Annotated in this window: 15 protein-coding genes; 2 read left to right on the top strand and 13 right to left on the bottom strand. The window is 55.9% G+C overall.

What is annotated here, in order from left to right; translation table 11 throughout:
* Positions 1-4 precede the first annotated feature (4 nt).
* From R1T41_RS16020 to R1T41_RS16000, 5 genes are read right to left on the bottom strand one after another with little or no spacing between them, the layout of a single operon-like run.
* The gene (locus tag R1T41_RS16020; RefSeq protein WP_317337806.1) at positions 5-1,081 is read right to left on the bottom strand and encodes an ABC transporter ATP-binding protein; all 1,077 of its coding nucleotides are present in this window, start codon (positions 1,079-1,081) and stop codon (positions 5-7) included.
* A complete protein-coding gene (locus R1T41_RS16015; protein ID WP_297013019.1) occupies positions 1,078-1,896 on the bottom strand; it encodes an ABC transporter permease in 819 nt (272 codons plus the stop codon). Before R1T41_RS16015 ends, R1T41_RS16020 begins: the two co-directional genes overlap by 4 nt.
* Before the next feature lie 2 nt (positions 1,897-1,898).
* Entirely contained in the window at positions 1,899-2,819 is a 921-nt protein-coding gene (locus R1T41_RS16010) for an ABC transporter permease (protein ID WP_317337803.1), read from the bottom strand.
* A complete protein-coding gene (locus R1T41_RS16005; RefSeq protein ID WP_139834773.1) occupies positions 2,820-3,824 on the bottom strand; it encodes an ABC transporter substrate-binding protein in 1,005 nt (334 codons plus the stop codon). It abuts the gene before it with no gap.
* 11 nt (positions 3,825-3,835) lie between these two features.
* Positions 3,836-4,876 (bottom strand): LacI family DNA-binding transcriptional regulator, encoded by a 1,041-nt coding sequence (locus tag R1T41_RS16000; protein WP_317337797.1) that lies wholly within the window; start codon positions 4,874-4,876, stop codon positions 3,836-3,838.
* Between the two features lie 262 nt (positions 4,877-5,138).
* Here R1T41_RS16000 and R1T41_RS15995 point away from each other — a divergent pair, with 262 nt between their 5' ends.
* Positions 5,139-5,753, top strand: coding sequence for a hypothetical protein (locus tag R1T41_RS15995; protein ID WP_317337796.1), 615 nt, complete (start codon positions 5,139-5,141; stop codon positions 5,751-5,753).
* 29 nt (positions 5,754-5,782) lie between these two features.
* Here R1T41_RS15995 and R1T41_RS15990 read toward each other — a convergent pair whose 3' ends face one another.
* Positions 5,783-6,400, bottom strand: coding sequence for a TetR/AcrR family transcriptional regulator (locus R1T41_RS15990; RefSeq protein ID WP_317337795.1), 618 nt, complete (start codon positions 6,398-6,400; stop codon positions 5,783-5,785).
* 130 nt (positions 6,401-6,530) lie between these two features.
* On the opposite strand from R1T41_RS15990, the gene R1T41_RS15985 reads away from it, so the two are divergent.
* Entirely contained in the window at positions 6,531-7,256 is a 726-nt protein-coding gene (locus R1T41_RS15985; protein WP_317337794.1) for an NIPSNAP family protein, read from the top strand.
* Between the two features lie 9 nt (positions 7,257-7,265).
* Here R1T41_RS15985 and R1T41_RS15980 read toward each other — a convergent pair whose 3' ends face one another.
* The 7 genes from R1T41_RS15980 to R1T41_RS15950 form a co-directional block, all read right to left on the bottom strand.
* Positions 7,266-7,820, bottom strand: a complete 555-nt coding sequence (locus R1T41_RS15980) for a sugar O-acetyltransferase (protein WP_317337793.1) — start codon at positions 7,818-7,820, stop codon at positions 7,266-7,268.
* Between the two features lie 244 nt (positions 7,821-8,064).
* Positions 8,065-8,535: a hypothetical protein gene (locus R1T41_RS15975; RefSeq protein WP_247793565.1), complete on the bottom strand. Its 471-nt coding sequence runs from the start codon at positions 8,533-8,535 to the stop codon at positions 8,065-8,067.
* Positions 8,536-8,872: 337 nt separating this feature from the next.
* Positions 8,873-9,952 (bottom strand): patatin-like phospholipase family protein, encoded by a 1,080-nt coding sequence (locus R1T41_RS15970; protein ID WP_317337790.1) that lies wholly within the window; start codon positions 9,950-9,952, stop codon positions 8,873-8,875.
* Positions 9,953-10,239: 287 nt separating this feature from the next.
* Complete coding sequence (locus R1T41_RS15965) at positions 10,240-11,586, bottom strand: efflux RND transporter periplasmic adaptor subunit (protein WP_317337788.1); 1,347 nt, start codon at positions 11,584-11,586, stop codon at positions 10,240-10,242.
* Positions 11,579-13,018, bottom strand: coding sequence for a TolC family protein (locus R1T41_RS15960; RefSeq protein WP_317337786.1), 1,440 nt, complete (start codon positions 13,016-13,018; stop codon positions 11,579-11,581). The genes R1T41_RS15965 and R1T41_RS15960 overlap by 8 nt, the downstream gene beginning before the upstream one ends.
* Positions 13,015-14,214 carry an ABC transporter permease gene (locus tag R1T41_RS15955; RefSeq protein WP_317337785.1) on the bottom strand — a complete coding sequence of 400 codons (1,200 nt, stop codon included), beginning with the start codon at positions 14,212-14,214 and terminating at the stop codon, positions 13,015-13,017. The genes R1T41_RS15960 and R1T41_RS15955 overlap by 4 nt, the downstream gene beginning before the upstream one ends.
* Positions 14,214-14,918 carry an ABC transporter ATP-binding protein gene (locus tag R1T41_RS15950; RefSeq protein ID WP_317337784.1) on the bottom strand — a complete coding sequence of 235 codons (705 nt, stop codon included), beginning with the start codon at positions 14,916-14,918 and terminating at the stop codon, positions 14,214-14,216. The genes R1T41_RS15955 and R1T41_RS15950 overlap by 1 nt, the downstream gene beginning before the upstream one ends.
* Positions 14,919-15,349 lie beyond the last annotated feature (431 nt).

Genomic DNA, 15,349 nt, shown 5'->3' with positions numbered 1-15,349 from the left:
GTTCTTATGAATGGGCCGCAACAGCGGGGAAAACCGTCAGCCGGTCGGCATTGACCCGGCAATGCACATCGGCCCCGGCTTCAATAACGTCATCGGCATGGGTATCGATTGTCACCGCCTGCGGGCCGATCCCCGACACGGTCAGTCGCAACCGTTCACCCAGGTAGGATACCGCCTCGACCCGGCCGGTAAAATGCGCCTCGTCCAGATCACAGGGCGAAAGCCCGTCCGCCCGGAAATAAAGCTCCACCGCACCCTGATCGATAATCGCCCCGTGGCGCGGATCAAACGCATCGACCGCATCAAAAACATGGGTGCCGATATGCAGCCGCCCGTCGCGCATCTGCCCGACAAGCCGGTTGGCCGCCCCAACGAAATCGGCAACAAACGGGTTTTGCGGCTTGCGGTAAATCTCGCGCGGGGTGCCGATCTGGGCGATCTCGCCCTTTTGCATCACAACGATCCGATCACCCAGCGCCATGGCTTCTTCCTGATCGTGGGTAACGTAAACCGCGGTAATGCCAAGCTTACGCAGAAGCGCATTGATCTCGGTCCGCAACCGCACGCGCAGTTTCGCATCCAGTGCGGTCAGGGGTTCGTCGAGCAACAAAACACGCGGCTGCACCGCAATCGCGCGCGCCAGTGCCACGCGCTGGCGCTGCCCGCCCGAAAGCTGGTCAATCCGCCGGTCCGCCAGCATATCGATATGCATCATTTCCAGCATCGCATCGACGCGGGCATCACGTTCCGCGCTGGGTACCCCATGCACCTTAAGCCCATAGGCAACGTTCTGCGCCACCGTCATATTGGGAAACAGGGCATAGGACTGAAACACCATGCCGACCCGGCGTTTTTCAATCGACTGGCGGGTGACATCATCCCCGTCAAAGCTGATCACACCGCCCGCATCGGGGAATTCAAGCCCGGCAATCATGCGTAAAATCGTCGTCTTGCCGCATCCCGACGGACCCAGCAGAACAATCGTTTCCCCGCCCTCGATCGTCAGGTCAAAGGGCGCCAGGGCGCGTGTGCCATCGGCAAAGGTTTTCGCACAATTGCGAAGTCTGATCTGCGTACTCATAACGTATCCTCCGCCGTATCGATGCGTCTGGATGCGCGCTTGCCCCGGTCGGCAAGTGCCTGCATCGCAATCAGCAACGGCATGATCAAAACAAAGAAAATCAGGGTATAGGCACTGCCGATCTCAAGGCGCATCGATGCATAGGCATCGGCAAGACCGACCGGCAATGTCTTGGTAAGCGGCGTATGCAGCATCCAGGTCAGGTTGAATTCCCCGATGGAAAGCGTCACAACCATAAGCGCACCGGCCAGAATACCCGGCTTGGCATTGGGCACGATGACGCCAAAGAACCGCCGCCAGAAACCCGCCCCAAGGCTTGCCGCCCCTTCTTCCAGCATCTTCATATCCATCGCCGCCATCACGGCTGCGACCGACCGCACCATGAATGGCAGGGTAAACAAAACATGCCCGGTCAGGATGAAAAGCCAGCTCGACCGGTACCCACTCACCCCGCCATAGGTAATCAGCAACGCCAGCGCCAATGCCAGCCCCGGTATGGCCACGGGCAGTGTCAGCAATTCCTCAAACAGCCGCATCATCCGGCTGGGCCGTCGCACCAGCACATAGGCCAGCGGCACACCGGCGACCAACGTCACCACAAGGCACGCCATCGCAATGCCAAGCGACAGCAGGATGCTTTGCGCATAAAGGTCCCAGACCTCAAACACCCAGCGCAGGGTCAATCCCGACGATAGCCCCTTGAACACATTGACCGTCACCCCGGCCAATGCCGACATCACCACCGGCACCACGATAAACAGGCACAACACAATCGTCAGGCCAAGCTGGGCATAGAATTTCCAGTCACGCCGCATGATCACGCTCCCCCACCGGTACCCGATGTCGCACCATTGCCAACGAAAACGCGCACCGCGGCCAGAACCGCCCATGTCATCGCGCCCAACGCAATGCTGAGCGCCGCCGCCACCGCGATATTGGCGTTTCGGGTAAATTCGGTATAGATCACCATCGGCAGCACATCGATATCGGTCGCCAGCGTAAAGGCCGTGCCAAACGCCCCCATCGCGGTCGCAAAGCAGATCGCCCCCGACGACACAAGACCGGGCATAAGCCCCGGCAGGATCACATCCTTTACCACCCGCCATGTCGGCGCGCCCAACGACCGGGCCGCTTCTTCAAGCTGCGGATCAAGCTTCTCGGCCGATGCCATGACGGCCAAAATCACCCGCGGGATCGAAAAATAAAGATAGCCGATAAACAACCCGGTGATCTCATAGGCAAAGACGATCTTCTCACCCCAAAGCGCATCGCTGACCGACCCGATCACGCCCTGCCGCCCGGCCAGCATGATCACCATGAACCCAACCACCGTCCCCGGAAACGAGAGCGGCAGGGTCAAAAGGGCGGTGATCACATTGCGCCCGGCAAACCGGTTACGCACCAGAAACAGCCCGCAAATCCCGCACAGCACAAGGGCCGTCACCGTAACGCCCGCCGACATCACAAGCGTCTGGATCAGGCTTGCCAGATACCGATCATTGGTCAGGATCACGAAATAGGTCGCAAGCCCGTCGGGGCCATCGGCCACCCGCATCGCCACCAGCGCCATCGGGATCACGAAAAACGCCGCGACAATGATCAGGCCGGGCAACATCAGCAATGCCAGAATGGCCGGGCTTCCCGCCCCCGGCGTTGCCCGCCCGAACAAAGAGGATGGCAAAAGACATGGGAAAGAAGGGCGCGAACGCCCCTCTTTGATATGTTCAACCGACGACACTTACCGCACCTCGGACAGATAACGCTCGCCAAAACCGGCCTGAACTTCGGCCATCTTGGCGTAATCGACCGGCTGGGAACGCTCATATTCCGCGGCCGGCAGGAACTTTTCGGATGCTTCCGGCGACATCGCCGATGCAATCACCGGGCGCAGGAACGCATTGGCCCAATGGGCCTGTCCCGCATCCGACATCACATAATCCAGAACCTTTTTGCCGTTATCGGCATGCGGCCCGTTTTTCACGAGGCTCATGACATAGGGAACGGCAACCGTGCCCTCGGTCGGGATGACAAAGGCGACATTGGCCTCGTCCTTGTATTTCGCACGGTAGGCATTGAAATCATAATCGATCAGGATCGGAATTTCGCCCGACAGAACCCGCGCATAGGCGGTCTGTTTCGGCACGATCGGGTCGTTTGCTTTCAATTTCTTGAAAAACTCGATCCCCGGTGTGAAATCGTCCAGCGACCCACCCATCGCCCGGTTGATCGCAACCGCACCAGCATAACCGACAAACGCGCTTGACGGGTCAAGATAGCCCACCATGCCCTTGTATTCCGGCTTCAGAAGGTCCGACCAGCTTTGCGGAACCGGCGCCCCGCCAAGGGCTTCGGTATTCACGAAAAGCCCAATCGTACCAGAATGGATGGCAAACCATGCGCCTTCCGGGTCTTTCAGGCCGTCCGGGATCTTGTCGAAATTGGCCGGTTTGTAATCGGCAACAACGCCTTCCTCTTTGGCCTTGATGCCAAACGAAACCCCGTAATAGGCAACATCGGCAACCGGATTGTCCTTTTCCGCCAGAAGCTGGGATAACGTCTGACCGGAATTCTTGTTATCCTGCGGCACATCGATCTTAAGGTCGCGCGCAATGTTCTTAAGCTGCCCGCCCCAATCGGCCCATTCCGGCGGACAGTTATAGCAAATCGCAACATCTTCGGCGAAGGCGGGCTGCGCAGCCGCAACAGCAAACGCCGCACCCATGACAAGTTGTTTGAAACGCACTTTTGATCTTCCTATACTCGGGTTGATGAACGGCGTCGGGATGATCCACGGATTGATCCAATGGATTCCCCGTCGCTTAGATGATGAGGCAGCAACAAACTCTGCGGGTTTGTCTGCCCCTTGATCAGGCCGCGCAGGAATGCAAGCGCCTGCCGGCCCATCTCCTGGGTGGGTTGAACTGCCGAACACAGCTTTGGCGTGATCAGCCCACCCACCGAAATTCCGTCAATACCGCCAACCGAAACGTCACCGGGCACCGATAATCCATGCGTGCGGCACGCGCTGATCGCGGCAATCGCCAGCATGTCGGTCGAACAGACAATCCCCGTGACCGCATCCGGCCCCAACAGCAGATCGCGTAATGGCTCCACCAGATCGGTCTCGCCAAACCGCACCTGCACCAGATGCTTTTTCTCAATCCCGGCCTGATCCAGCGCCCGGCAAAATCCGTCATAGCGCTGGCGCGACCGGTCCGAACTTTCAAACTGCCCCGCCACCATCACAAGCGACCGGTGCCCCCTGGCAATCATGGCGTTGGTGATGTCAAAGGCCGACTGCGCGTTATCAACACTGATCGCGGCGATATCGGCGCGTTCCGGCTGGTTAAACAGCAACACGAACGGGATTTTCTCGGCCAGAAGCAAATCCACCACCGGATTGTTATCCGCATTGGCAAGTGTGAGGATCAACCCATCGACGCGATTGTTCAAAAGCGCTGAAACCGCCCCCATTTCGCGTTCGGGATCATAATTTGACGATGTAAGAAGAACCGTAAGCCCCTCTTCATTGGCTTCCTGCTCGATCCCCTGCACCGATGTGGCAAAAACCGGGTTGGCAAGGGTCGGCACCAGAACGCCCACCGTGCGGGTATGGGTCATCTTCAACCGGCGGCCATTGATGTTGGGCCGGTAATTCAGATACCGCATCGCCGCGGTCACGATTTCGGCGGTTTCCGCCGGAACCTCGCCGGGGTAATTGATCACGCGGGACACGGTCGCAATCGAAAGACCGGATTTACGCGCAACATCGCGCATGGTGGGTTTTGACGACATACCAGAACTCCTGTAACGCCCCCACCATACGGAAATTACAAGTCAGTCTGATAACGCATTTGTTTCCGTTTTATGAATGTTTGAAACGTTTACATTGGCGGAAAACTGCCACTTCTCATATCGACCGATTGCGCCGGATTTTCCCGTATCGGCTTGCCGTTAACAGGGCTTCCGCGCCACGCCCTCCCCGCTTTGCCTTCCCCTTGCCCGGTTTTCCGGTGTAACCTCGGCCAAGACAATCCCAATGATCAGGAGCCCCCGGATGCGCTTTCCCTTTCTTGCCCCCGCAACTGCCCTTGTCCTTGCCTTTGCCGTTTCGGGCTGCACGGGGAAAACCGGTGAATATGCCGGGCGCGGTGCCGGGGTCGGCGCGATTTCGGGGGCGGTCGGCGGTTTTGTGACCGCCGCGATCTTTGGCGGCAACCCGGTCGAGGCCGCGGCTCGCTCCACCGTCTACGGGGTGGCTGCCGGGGCCACCGCCGGGGCGATATCCGGGGCGAGTGCGGATGCGCAGCAGGAAGAAACCTTCAAGGCCGCCCAGCAGGAAAAGCAGGATCGCATCCGCGCCAAAATCGGGGATGATGCCTTTGCCGGGCTGACCGCCCTTGCCAAATGCGATCACGCCACCGCCCTGTCAAATGCCGCCACTGCAACCGGGTCCACCAATGCGGATTATGCGCTTGCCGGTCTGTGGCTTGAGGCCATCACCTATTCCGATCAGGCACGGGAAGACACCGCACGCGGCCTTTACCCCGACATCATCGCCGCCGATCCCAAAATCGATGACACCACGGGTGCCGAGGCCCGGCGTCGCGAACTCATCGAAGGCCTGACCCGCATTCGCGGTGAATATGACCTGCCAACCGTCTGCGCCTGATCATCGCTTCCGGCCAGTAGCCCAACGGTTCAGGGGATCATCCGGTCGAACATTGCCCGGCAATCGCAAAGCGCGCCAGTATCCTGGCGGCTTTTGGCCATTGCCATCGCCCCGGAATAGGATGCGATGACAAACCCGGCAAGCCGCCCTGCCTCCGCCGCCTCATGCACCGTGCCATCCCGCAACAGGGCCCCGGCAATTCCATCTTGCCAGCGATCAAAAACCGCCGCACAGGCCACCTGAAAATCCCGATCTCCGCCCGAAAGCTCGTGCGCAAGATTGTTAAGCGGGCAACCGGTGACTTTGGCCTTGGCTGACAGTTCATCAATGATCGCCGTCATCACCGCAAGGATACCTTCCTTGGCGGTGTCGGCCTGCTGCACCGGTACGATCCAGCTTTGCATCACCGCATCGGCAACCCGTTCCTTCAGAACCGCAAGGCCAAGCTGCTTTTTGCTGGGAAAATGATGCGCAAATGCCCCGCCGCTCACCCCGGCCAGATCACGGATGTCGTTCATCGCGGTCGCGTGATAGCCCCGCGTGACAAACGCCTCGAATGCCGCATCCAGAATGCGGTTGCGCATGCCTTCCGGGTCATTGCTGCGTGAACGTGCCGGGCTTGCTGGTGATCTCTTGGGCGCGCTCATTGGTGATCTCCTGACAGATTTGGGCATATCCTTCTGCCTTCCTATCCTATCGCAGCTTGACAAAACAGGACAAACATCCTGTTAATCAAAACAGGTCATTTATCCTGTTTTGCAATCAAGGTTCCAAACCATGCATACCAGCATCATCGAACTGCGCCGTTATCGCCTGAAGCCCGGCACGCGGCAGGCCCTGATCGATCTGTTTGATCGTGAATTCATCGAAAGCCAGGAAGCCTGCGGCATGTCCGTCATCGGTCAGTTCCGCGATCTTGATGACGCCAACAGCTTCGCCTGGCTGCGCGGCTTTGCCGATATGGATGACCGCGCCAAGGCCCTTGGTGCATTTTATACCGGCCCGGTCTGGGCGCAGCATTGTGACGCGGCCAATGGCACCATGGTCAATTCCGATAATGTCCTGCTGCTGCGCCCGGCCCATGCCACCACCGGCTTTGCCACACCTGCACATCCCCGCCCGGCAATAACGGACGGCATCCCGGCAACCGGCTTTGTCGAGGCCAGCATCTGCGCACTCGCCCCCGGCCGGGCTTCCGAATTTGCCGCTTTCTTTGCTGAAAAACTGCGCCCTGTCTTGCGCGATTGCGGGGCGGATATTCTGGCCGAACTGATCAGCGAAACCGCGCCCAACAGCTTCCCCCGCCTGCCGGTCCGCGAAGGCGAAACCGTCTTTGTCTGGCTGACCCGCTTTGACAGCCCATCGGGTTACGCCACCTTCTCCGATCGGCTCGCCAGCCACCCGGACTGGCAAAATCATCTGGCATCCGAACTTGATCAATGGCTATGGCGCCCGCGCGAAATCCTGCGCCTTGCGCCAACCGCCCGCTCACACCTGCGATAGGGATTGCCCCTATCCCCCCATCACGCGCGCCGGGTTGCCAACAACCGTTGTGCCCGGCGCGACATTCTTGGTCACCACCGCACCCGCGCCGACAATCGCATCATCGCCGATGCTGACCCCAGCCAGGATGATGGCCCCGCCACCGATCCAGACATTCCGACCAATCGTCACCGGCAGGGCGATTTCAAGATGCTGCTTTCGAAGTTCCGGGTCCTTGTGATGCTGCGCGCAATATATCTGCACATTCGGACCCAGCATTGAATGATCACCAATGATCACCGAAGCCGTATCAAGGATCGTGCAGCCGACATTGATGAACACATCGCGCCCAAGGTGGATATTGACCCCATAGGCACAATGAAACCGCGTTTCGATCCGCACATCCTCGGCACATTGCGCAAACAGCGCACGCAGCTTCGGCGCGATATTGCCGCGTTCCGTTGGTGGCAGGATGCTGTGTTCATGCACCGCCTCATGGGCGCGCGCCCGCATGGCGTCCAGTTCCGGGTCAAGGCAGCTATACCACTGCCCTGCCTTCATTTTTTCAAGCTCGCTTTGGGGCATCTCGATCCGGGGCGTTGTTGATGATGGCGGGGCTCAGACTACGCCTGCGCCTTACCTCGCGCAAACAAAGAAAACCCGCAAAAAAGAAACCCGCCCAAAAGAAACCCGCCCAAAAAGAAACCCGCATGTGTGGGGGCACATGCGGGTCAGGTCGGCAGATCACCATGGATCGTCACAGATCATCTGATCAGGGGGGAGACGGGAAACCTGCCAATCAGTTTTTCAGGGAGGAGGCAAAAAATCGTTACTTCACCACAAGCCTGTAATTCGGCGTGGTATTAAGCGGGCAGCTATAAAGATACTCACCGGGCTCAAGCGTAACGGCATAATCCTTGGTCTTGCCCTGCAACAGGCCACCGCCCGACACCGAAATCTTCTGGCTCAGGATCTTGTCGGTCCAGTCGTAATCCTTGTCCCGCAGCCAGAAACCGACCTCATAGGGAACACCATCATTGGCGACCCGGAAAATGTAATCACCGGGGGCCAGCGTCATCTCGCCGGCCTTTTGCACGCGCTGATCACCGCTTTCCTTGTTGATCGCGACGCAATCGGCTTTCTTGGTGCTGGTGTAATGATGGTTGGTGCCCTCGGGCTCCAGAAACTGGCAGGGCACCTGGGTGATTTCGATAACCTTTGGGGCGGCCTGCGACGGGGCGGCAAACCCCGCCAGCATCGCCATCGCAATCCCGCCGCCCATAACAACCGATTTCAACATCTGCTTATCTCCGGATTGATCTTTCCATCCGGTGTAAACGGCTTTGTCGATAATCGGAAATCAAGCCCCGATCACAGCTTGGCGAGCAGCGCGAGAGGAACCGCCCGGCGCCACAAAACAAGCCCGCCAAACCACACACCCCCGTCATTCCCGCGCAGGCGGGAATCCAGTACTTCGTGCCGCATCCTCAAACCCGCCACCGAGCCCGCAGCCCCATGGACTCCCGCCTCCGCGGGAGTGACGAACGGATGGAAAAACATTACCCAACACTGTCATTCCCGCGCACGCGGGAATCCAGCCTTTCGTGCCACATCCTCAAACCCCGCCAAATTCCCCGTCAATCCGGCGCAAACAGATCAAGGTCCAGTGTCGGCCGCTCGCCAATATCGCGCCGATGCTTGCGCAAAAACTTCGCCGCCGCCTCGCGCCCCTTGTCGCGCAGCATGGTCATGAAATCCCACTCGGCATTGAGTTTGGAGGATTGATCAAGCTCCAGCATCACATCGCTTGCGATGCAATGCATCCGCATCGCCCCCCATTTGCTGGCTTCGCACGCATGGTCGGGCATGTCCTTTCGCAGGATCGAAATCATCCGAAGCTCTTTCATCAGGCTGCTATTGAACGATACCTCGTTCAGGCGATTGGCAATCTCGCGCGATGTTTTCGGCACACCGGGCCGTTTGACCGGATTGATCTGCACCAGAACCGTATCATCCGATCCGCACTCGCGCACCAGCGGCCCCAGGCTCGGATTGCCGGAATATCCGCCATCCCAATACGGCACCCCGTCAATCTCAATCGCCTTGTAAATCGTCGGCAGACAGGCCGACGCCAGCAGCACATCGACCGTGATATCGGGGTTGCGAAACACCCGCCCCTGCCCGGTTTCAACATTGGTCGCGGTGACAAAAAGCTTGGCCGGGCTCTCATTCAGCGCCCTGAAATCGACAACCTCGTTCAAGATCGCGGCCAGCGGATTATCCCCCGCCGGGTTCAGGTCATAGGGCGAAAACACCCGCGCACTCATATCAAGCCACATATAAGCCAGCGAGTTTTCAAGCGACCAGTTGCCAAACAGGATATCAATCGGGCTGCGCTGAAGCGGGCTGAACCGGGCGGCTTCCGATACCGCGCGCCAGAATGTCTCAAGGTCCATCCGCGCACCCTCATAGCCCCCCTTGGCAAAGCCCGACGTCACCACCGCGGCATTCATCGCCCCGGCCGAGGTCCCGGAAATCGCCTCAACCGTGATTTCCTCATCCTCAAGCAGCCGGTCCAGAACGCCCCACGTAAACGCCCCATGCGACCCGCCGCCCTGCAACGCCAGACTGATATGCTTGCGCGGCTTCTTGGCCTTGCCGTTCCCGTTGCCGTTGGTTTTGCTCTTCGCCGTCGACTTCTTCGCACTCTCGCTCATGCCAACTCCTGCGCACATCACTCGCGGGCCACGCCCACCCTCATGATATGTTGCACATGCGAAGAATTACCAGTTTGGAAGGGTTAAAAGGCGGAGATATAAACACGAACCCCACCCGTCACCCCCGCGCAGGCGGGGGTCCATCGCGCCACAGGCTCCGCTTTCGCGCATATATACTTCTGGTCACGAACAATCTGCAGGAGTTTGAGCAAGTGGATAGATTAGGGGTTAAGGAATAGGTTTAATCCCAACATGCCAATCAGTAAGAATGGGCGTCCCTTTTCTCATTAGTGCAATATTTGCACTTCGTCACCGTTCATCAAACCAGACAGCACTTCCAGTCCGGATGGAAATGCCTTTCCTAAAACGATACGAACCGTCATGACTTGGCCGTCTCGACGTATTCTTGCCTGATAGTCGTCAGCAGATCGCATAACCGCAGAGGGTGGAATGATAATGGACTCTGTATTTGTGTGGGTCTCAATAGACATACGAGCGGACATACCAATACGGACGGCATGATGTAAGTTCTTGTCATCGACGGAAAATGCGCCAGAAACCTGGAAAGACGGTATACGACTGCCATTTCCATCATGACTGGCTTCGGCGCTTACACTGATAATTTTTCCGCTAATTTCCTGCCCCGGAAAGACATCACTTGTGATGATTACCCGTTGCCCCGGCTTTACACGATTGACATCAATTTCATCAACGGTGCCCGTCACCACAAAACTACTGGTATCCGCAATAGAAAACAGGGCAGTACCCTTGGTCACATGCGCTCCCGTATCCAGCGAAACCCGTAAGCGTGTTTCCTCATCAATTGGCGGGCGCACAACGATACCAGGAAATTCGGCTACAATCCTCGTATTTTCCAGTTGTCGATCAAGGTCTTGAAGAGTGGCTTCAGCATTCTGAAGTTCAAGTTGCGCCAGAAATCTGTCGTCTTGATCTCCTCGTGCCTTCATAACAGCCAATTCTTCCTTTGCCCCCTCAACGGCAGCACGCTCCGTATCACGCCTCTGGACGATTCCCTCATACTCATTGCGGGGAATAATTCCCAAATCAAGAAGTCTTTTAAGCTCCACAACCTGCTGTTCCAAAGAAGCAAGTGATGCCTCTGCCGTTTCAGCCCTCCGTTTGGCTCGCAGAACATCGGAACTCTCATCCCAATTTTCCAAAACGTCAACGGCCATAGATGCCTTTAAAAAAGCCGCTTGCGCATCTCTATAATGACGCATGATTTCGGTCGTATCCATGACCAAAAGGATGTCGCCAACTTCGACATGATCCCCCATCTTCACCGAACTTTGACGTATCACGCCGTCAAACGGTGCTGTAATGACAGAAGACTTTCCGGCGGCAATCGTGCCGTTTATATCCAATTGCAAAGTTTTTTCTTGGGCGCTGACTGTAATCCATTCTTCCCCCGTTACCGGTTCTGCAGGCTCGGATTGGATCGTTTCGGAAGATGGGAAAAACCGGATAATTCCGGCGAGACAAAGCGCCAAAACGCCGAAAATCATCACAAGCCATATCTTCCCACCACGCAAAGACTGCATAAGGTTGTTCTTTTTCCGTTTATTCTTGACGTTCTTTGGATCCGCAGGATGCATTGCCACCAACTCAATCACTTAGTACAATTTGCCAGGTATCAAGTGTTGTTCCCAACTGCAGATCAAGTCTGGTCAAGGCGTTCAAATATCCAATTCGCGCTGCAAGCAACTGGTTCTCACTCTGGCGCAAACTGTCTTCCAGCAAGCGAACCTGAAAGGTTGTCGACCGCCCGGCATTCAATTTCATTTTTTCAATTTCGATGGCCTGCGAGGCTAGCTCATGTGAACGCTTGGCAACCGTAAGCTGTCGCCACAAAAGATCAACTTCGGAAGAACTCGTCCGAACTTGGGCTTCAATACCAGCACGAATATTCATCAATTGCAGTTCCGCGCTTTTTTGACTGGTGTCCGCCTGCACCAGCCTCTGGCGCCTGGAAAGATCGTTAACCGGAATGGAAAACCTTAATCCAGCCGTCACATCAGAAATATTATCATTTGAACGATCATCCACCCACTCTCGTCCCAATCGCCCCCGCCCGAATAACGAGATATCCCAAAGCTGCTCATTCTCGGCAATAACCACGCCAAGGCGGCTCTGCTGAACAACAAGAAGCTGGCCCAGATAATCCTGCCTTTTATCAAGAGCAATACGAAGCAGATTGTCTATATCGCTGCTATCGACCTTTTGAGGTGTGGGCGCTTCAATAGCGGCGATATTGCTGCCTAATTCAAGATTAAGAAGATCAAGCAAGGCAATACGGGCCATTTCGCGTCTCTGACGAACTTGTAGGAGTCTGAGCTTTTGCGCCTCCAGATCGGCCTCGGTCTGGACGGCATCCATTGCCGCCATCCGCCCGGATGCGATAAGAGTGCGGTTGATATTCAATAAGTCTTCAGCACGTGAAACTGCATTTTGCACAAGTGCCAATTCTTCCTGCGCAAGCAGCAAATCCCGATGGGCAAAGATAATATTTCCAACTGTTTCGGCTATGGTCGCCTTCAGTCGTAACTGATTGACCTTCTCCCCCAAACGGGCCTGACGCAGCGGTGCTGTCACAACATCGGAACCCGCCCCTCGCAAAAGCGGTTGCTCTGCGCCGACCTCAAGTGCCGAGGTAAGTGTTCGACTTCCTTCATCAAGCTCCGCTTGATTGTTCCAGATAAAATTAAAAACAGCTCCTGTTCTGGTTTCGAGCGTAACACCGGGCGAAACATCGAACGCTGTATTCTCCGCGTTTCCGATACGACTTCTGGCAACCTCGCCCGATACGTTCATTTGCGGCGTAAACTGGTCTTCTGCTACACGGAGATCGAATTTCTGAATGACACGATCAATATAGGCACTTTTTATAGTTCTATTGTCCCGCACCCCCAGAAAGACAGCATCTGCCAACGTAAGCGATGTTTCCTCAGACTGAGGCTCATTGAAAACGCTTCCCTGCGTTTCACTCATTACCGTTTCGGGCAAAAACAGCAGTATCGTCAAAAAAATCAAAACCCACTGCATCATTCGCCCCTAAGAGCAACTGCTGGATCAAGACGAGCTGCACGCATAGCGGGGTAAATGCCAAAGAAAAGCCCAACCACAATAGCCATCCCAACGCCTACAGGTAATGTCATAGGTGCAGGTTCGAACCGCCATCCCGAACCGGTGGCAAATATCCATCCGGTCAAATAGCCCACAAGAGTACCCATGGCACTTCCAACGAACGACAGAATCAGTGCCTCGCACAAAAACATCAAACGGATATGTCCACGCCGCGCACCAAGAGCAATCCGCAACCCGATTTCCTGACGGCGCTCCAGGACACTCATAAGCATAACGTTCATGATCCCCACGCCCCCTACCACCAAGGAGACCGCACCAATGCCTAGGATCAGTGCCGCATAAATGCCCATTTGCCTGTCAATATTGTCAATCAGTTGATGCGCGGTTCTCACCTGCATCGTCCCGTCAGGCATGCGTCTATCAAAATATTCCGCAACGGCCTTAGCCGTTTGAGTATCATCCGATCCGGGTGCAAGAAGTGCCGCCACGCCGCTAATACTGGCTGAGGGCAACAACCTGCGTGCAGCCGCAAACGGGACAATGATGGACCTATTGAAGTCGACACCGAGTATCGGACTGGTCACCGCCTCGTTCAGAAAACCGATAATTGTCAGAACTTGGGAACCGACACGTATCTTGTCTCCTGAGATCACCGGAAGGCCCGATACGTTTTTCATTTCCGATGCAATTCCAGCGCCAATCACAGCAAATAAATTTGCGCCATCCAGATCGGATGTGCGACGGCCTTGCAAAAGATCAATCTTCCCGATGGAATATACTTCCTCGGTAGCTGCAAGCACCATGGCTTGAATCTGTACGCCACCAAAACGGATTGACGTTCCGGACTGAACCATCGCCGCCACTTTGCTAATTCCGATCTTTTGATTTGGAAGCCCGGTTACCACCGCCAAAGAGATATCAGGGACGGTGCTGCCCTCCGATATCGGCTGCATCATCACCTGATCCATGCCCAAGGTCTCAAACTGACGCAGAGCTGCTTCCCTCGCGTTATGCCCCAGATGAAGCATCGTGATAACTGCTGCCGTACCGATGACAATGCCAAGCAACGCTAGAAACGTTCTGCCTTTTAACAATGTCAGGTTTCCGGCAACTTCCAGTATCACCTCTCGAAAGACGGTCAATTCGTTTGCCGCCATCAGTTTTTCATACCGAAGCGCTCAGACGCCTCGTCATCCAAAATTCTGCCATCACGCATGGTAATTTTTCGGGAACATTGCCCGGCAATTAGAGGATCATGCGTTACAATTATGACAGACAGCCCAAGAGTTTCATTCAGATGCAGAAGCATAGACATGATGTCATTTGCAGCCCGGCTGTCTAAATTCCCCGTGGGTTCGTCCGCCAGCAAAAGCGACGGGGTCCCGACAAGCGCACGGGCAATTGCGATCCTTTGCCGCTGCCCGCCGGAAAGCTCCCCCGGGCGATGATACATTCGGTCGGCCAAGCCGACATCGAATAGCAAACTCTCGGCACGTTCCCGCCTCTCCTTCTTCCCGACACCTGCGTAAACAAGGGGCAAGGCGACATTGTCCAATGCCGTGTAGTGCGCCAGGAGATGAAAGGACTGGAACACAAAACCGATCACCCTGCTGCGAAGCTTCGATGCCGCATCAGCATTCAATACCGTCGTATCAGTGCCATTTATCAAAATTTTTCCGTCTGATGGACGATCCAGCAAACCGATCATGTTCATTAAAGTTGTCTTACCAGACCCGCTTGGTCCGGTAAGCGCACAGAACTCCCCACGCCCGATGGTCAGAGAGACATCACTCAGAATGCGCAAAACGCGCTGCCCCTCACGATAGTTTTTAACTACTCTTTTTACGTTTATAATATTCATTTATTTTCAATTGACACGAGCACAATTAAAGATTGTAGTTCTTATTGTGCGCACATCGAGTCTCTTTTTCAACCAATAAGATACAGGTGGTAATATGTTTTCCATGAAGAAGACCTGCCGGACACTTGCCGCAGCAGCAACCGTTTCTGTTTTGGGGATTAGCAGCGCCCTTGCAAACCCGACCGCAGTAGTTACCGTTCAAAACAATTTTAGCGATACGGCAACTTTCTCTTCACCCGCCGGGTGTGCTGCCACGAGCTACTCGTTCCCGAATCTTACAGCCGGAAATACAACAACGGTTTCATTACAAAGCACTTCATCTAGTGCTCACTCTTGTAGCATCCAGTACATGAAAAGTGGGTCCAGCGCTGGTTGCCGCTTCGTGGTCTCACGGTTCACCACATTCAGCCTTGGAGTATTCCGCTGGGGAG

The organism is Thalassospira lucentensis (genome assembly GCF_032921865.1).
Classification (GTDB): Bacteria; Pseudomonadota; Alphaproteobacteria; order Rhodospirillales; family Thalassospiraceae; genus Thalassospira; species Thalassospira lucentensis_A.
This window is presented reverse-complemented; position numbering and strand designations above follow the sequence as displayed.

Excerpts from the sequence above, each read along its gene's own strand:
- R1T41_RS16020 (WP_317337806.1), bottom strand. The coding sequence starts at position 1,081 with ATGAGTACGCAGATCAGACTTCGCAATTGTGCGAAAACCTTTGCCGAT.
- R1T41_RS16015 (WP_297013019.1), bottom strand. The coding sequence starts at position 1,896 with ATGCGGCGTGACTGGAAATTCTATGCCCAGCTTGGCCTGACGATTGTG.
- R1T41_RS16000 (WP_317337797.1), bottom strand. The coding sequence starts at position 4,876 with ATGTCGTCAAAACCCACCATGCGCGATGTTGCGCGTAAATCCGGTCTT.
- R1T41_RS15995 (WP_317337796.1), top strand. The coding sequence starts at position 5,139 with ATGCGCTTTCCCTTTCTTGCCCCCGCAACTGCCCTTGTCCTTGCCTTT.
- R1T41_RS15990 (WP_317337795.1), bottom strand. The coding sequence starts at position 6,400 with ATGAGCGCGCCCAAGAGATCACCAGCAAGCCCGGCACGTTCACGCAGC.
- R1T41_RS15985 (WP_317337794.1), top strand. The coding sequence starts at position 6,531 with ATGCATACCAGCATCATCGAACTGCGCCGTTATCGCCTGAAGCCCGGC.
- R1T41_RS15980 (WP_317337793.1), bottom strand. The coding sequence starts at position 7,820 with ATGCCCCAAAGCGAGCTTGAAAAAATGAAGGCAGGGCAGTGGTATAGC.
- R1T41_RS15975 (WP_247793565.1), bottom strand. The coding sequence starts at position 8,535 with ATGTTGAAATCGGTTGTTATGGGCGGCGGGATTGCGATGGCGATGCTG.
- R1T41_RS15970 (WP_317337790.1), bottom strand. The coding sequence starts at position 9,952 with ATGAGCGAGAGTGCGAAGAAGTCGACGGCGAAGAGCAAAACCAACGGC.
- R1T41_RS15960 (WP_317337786.1), bottom strand. The coding sequence starts at position 13,018 with ATGATGCAGTGGGTTTTGATTTTTTTGACGATACTGCTGTTTTTGCCC.
- R1T41_RS15955 (WP_317337785.1), bottom strand. The coding sequence starts at position 14,214 with ATGGCGGCAAACGAATTGACCGTCTTTCGAGAGGTGATACTGGAAGTT.
- R1T41_RS15950 (WP_317337784.1), bottom strand. The coding sequence starts at position 14,918 with ATGAATATTATAAACGTAAAAAGAGTAGTTAAAAACTATCGTGAGGGG.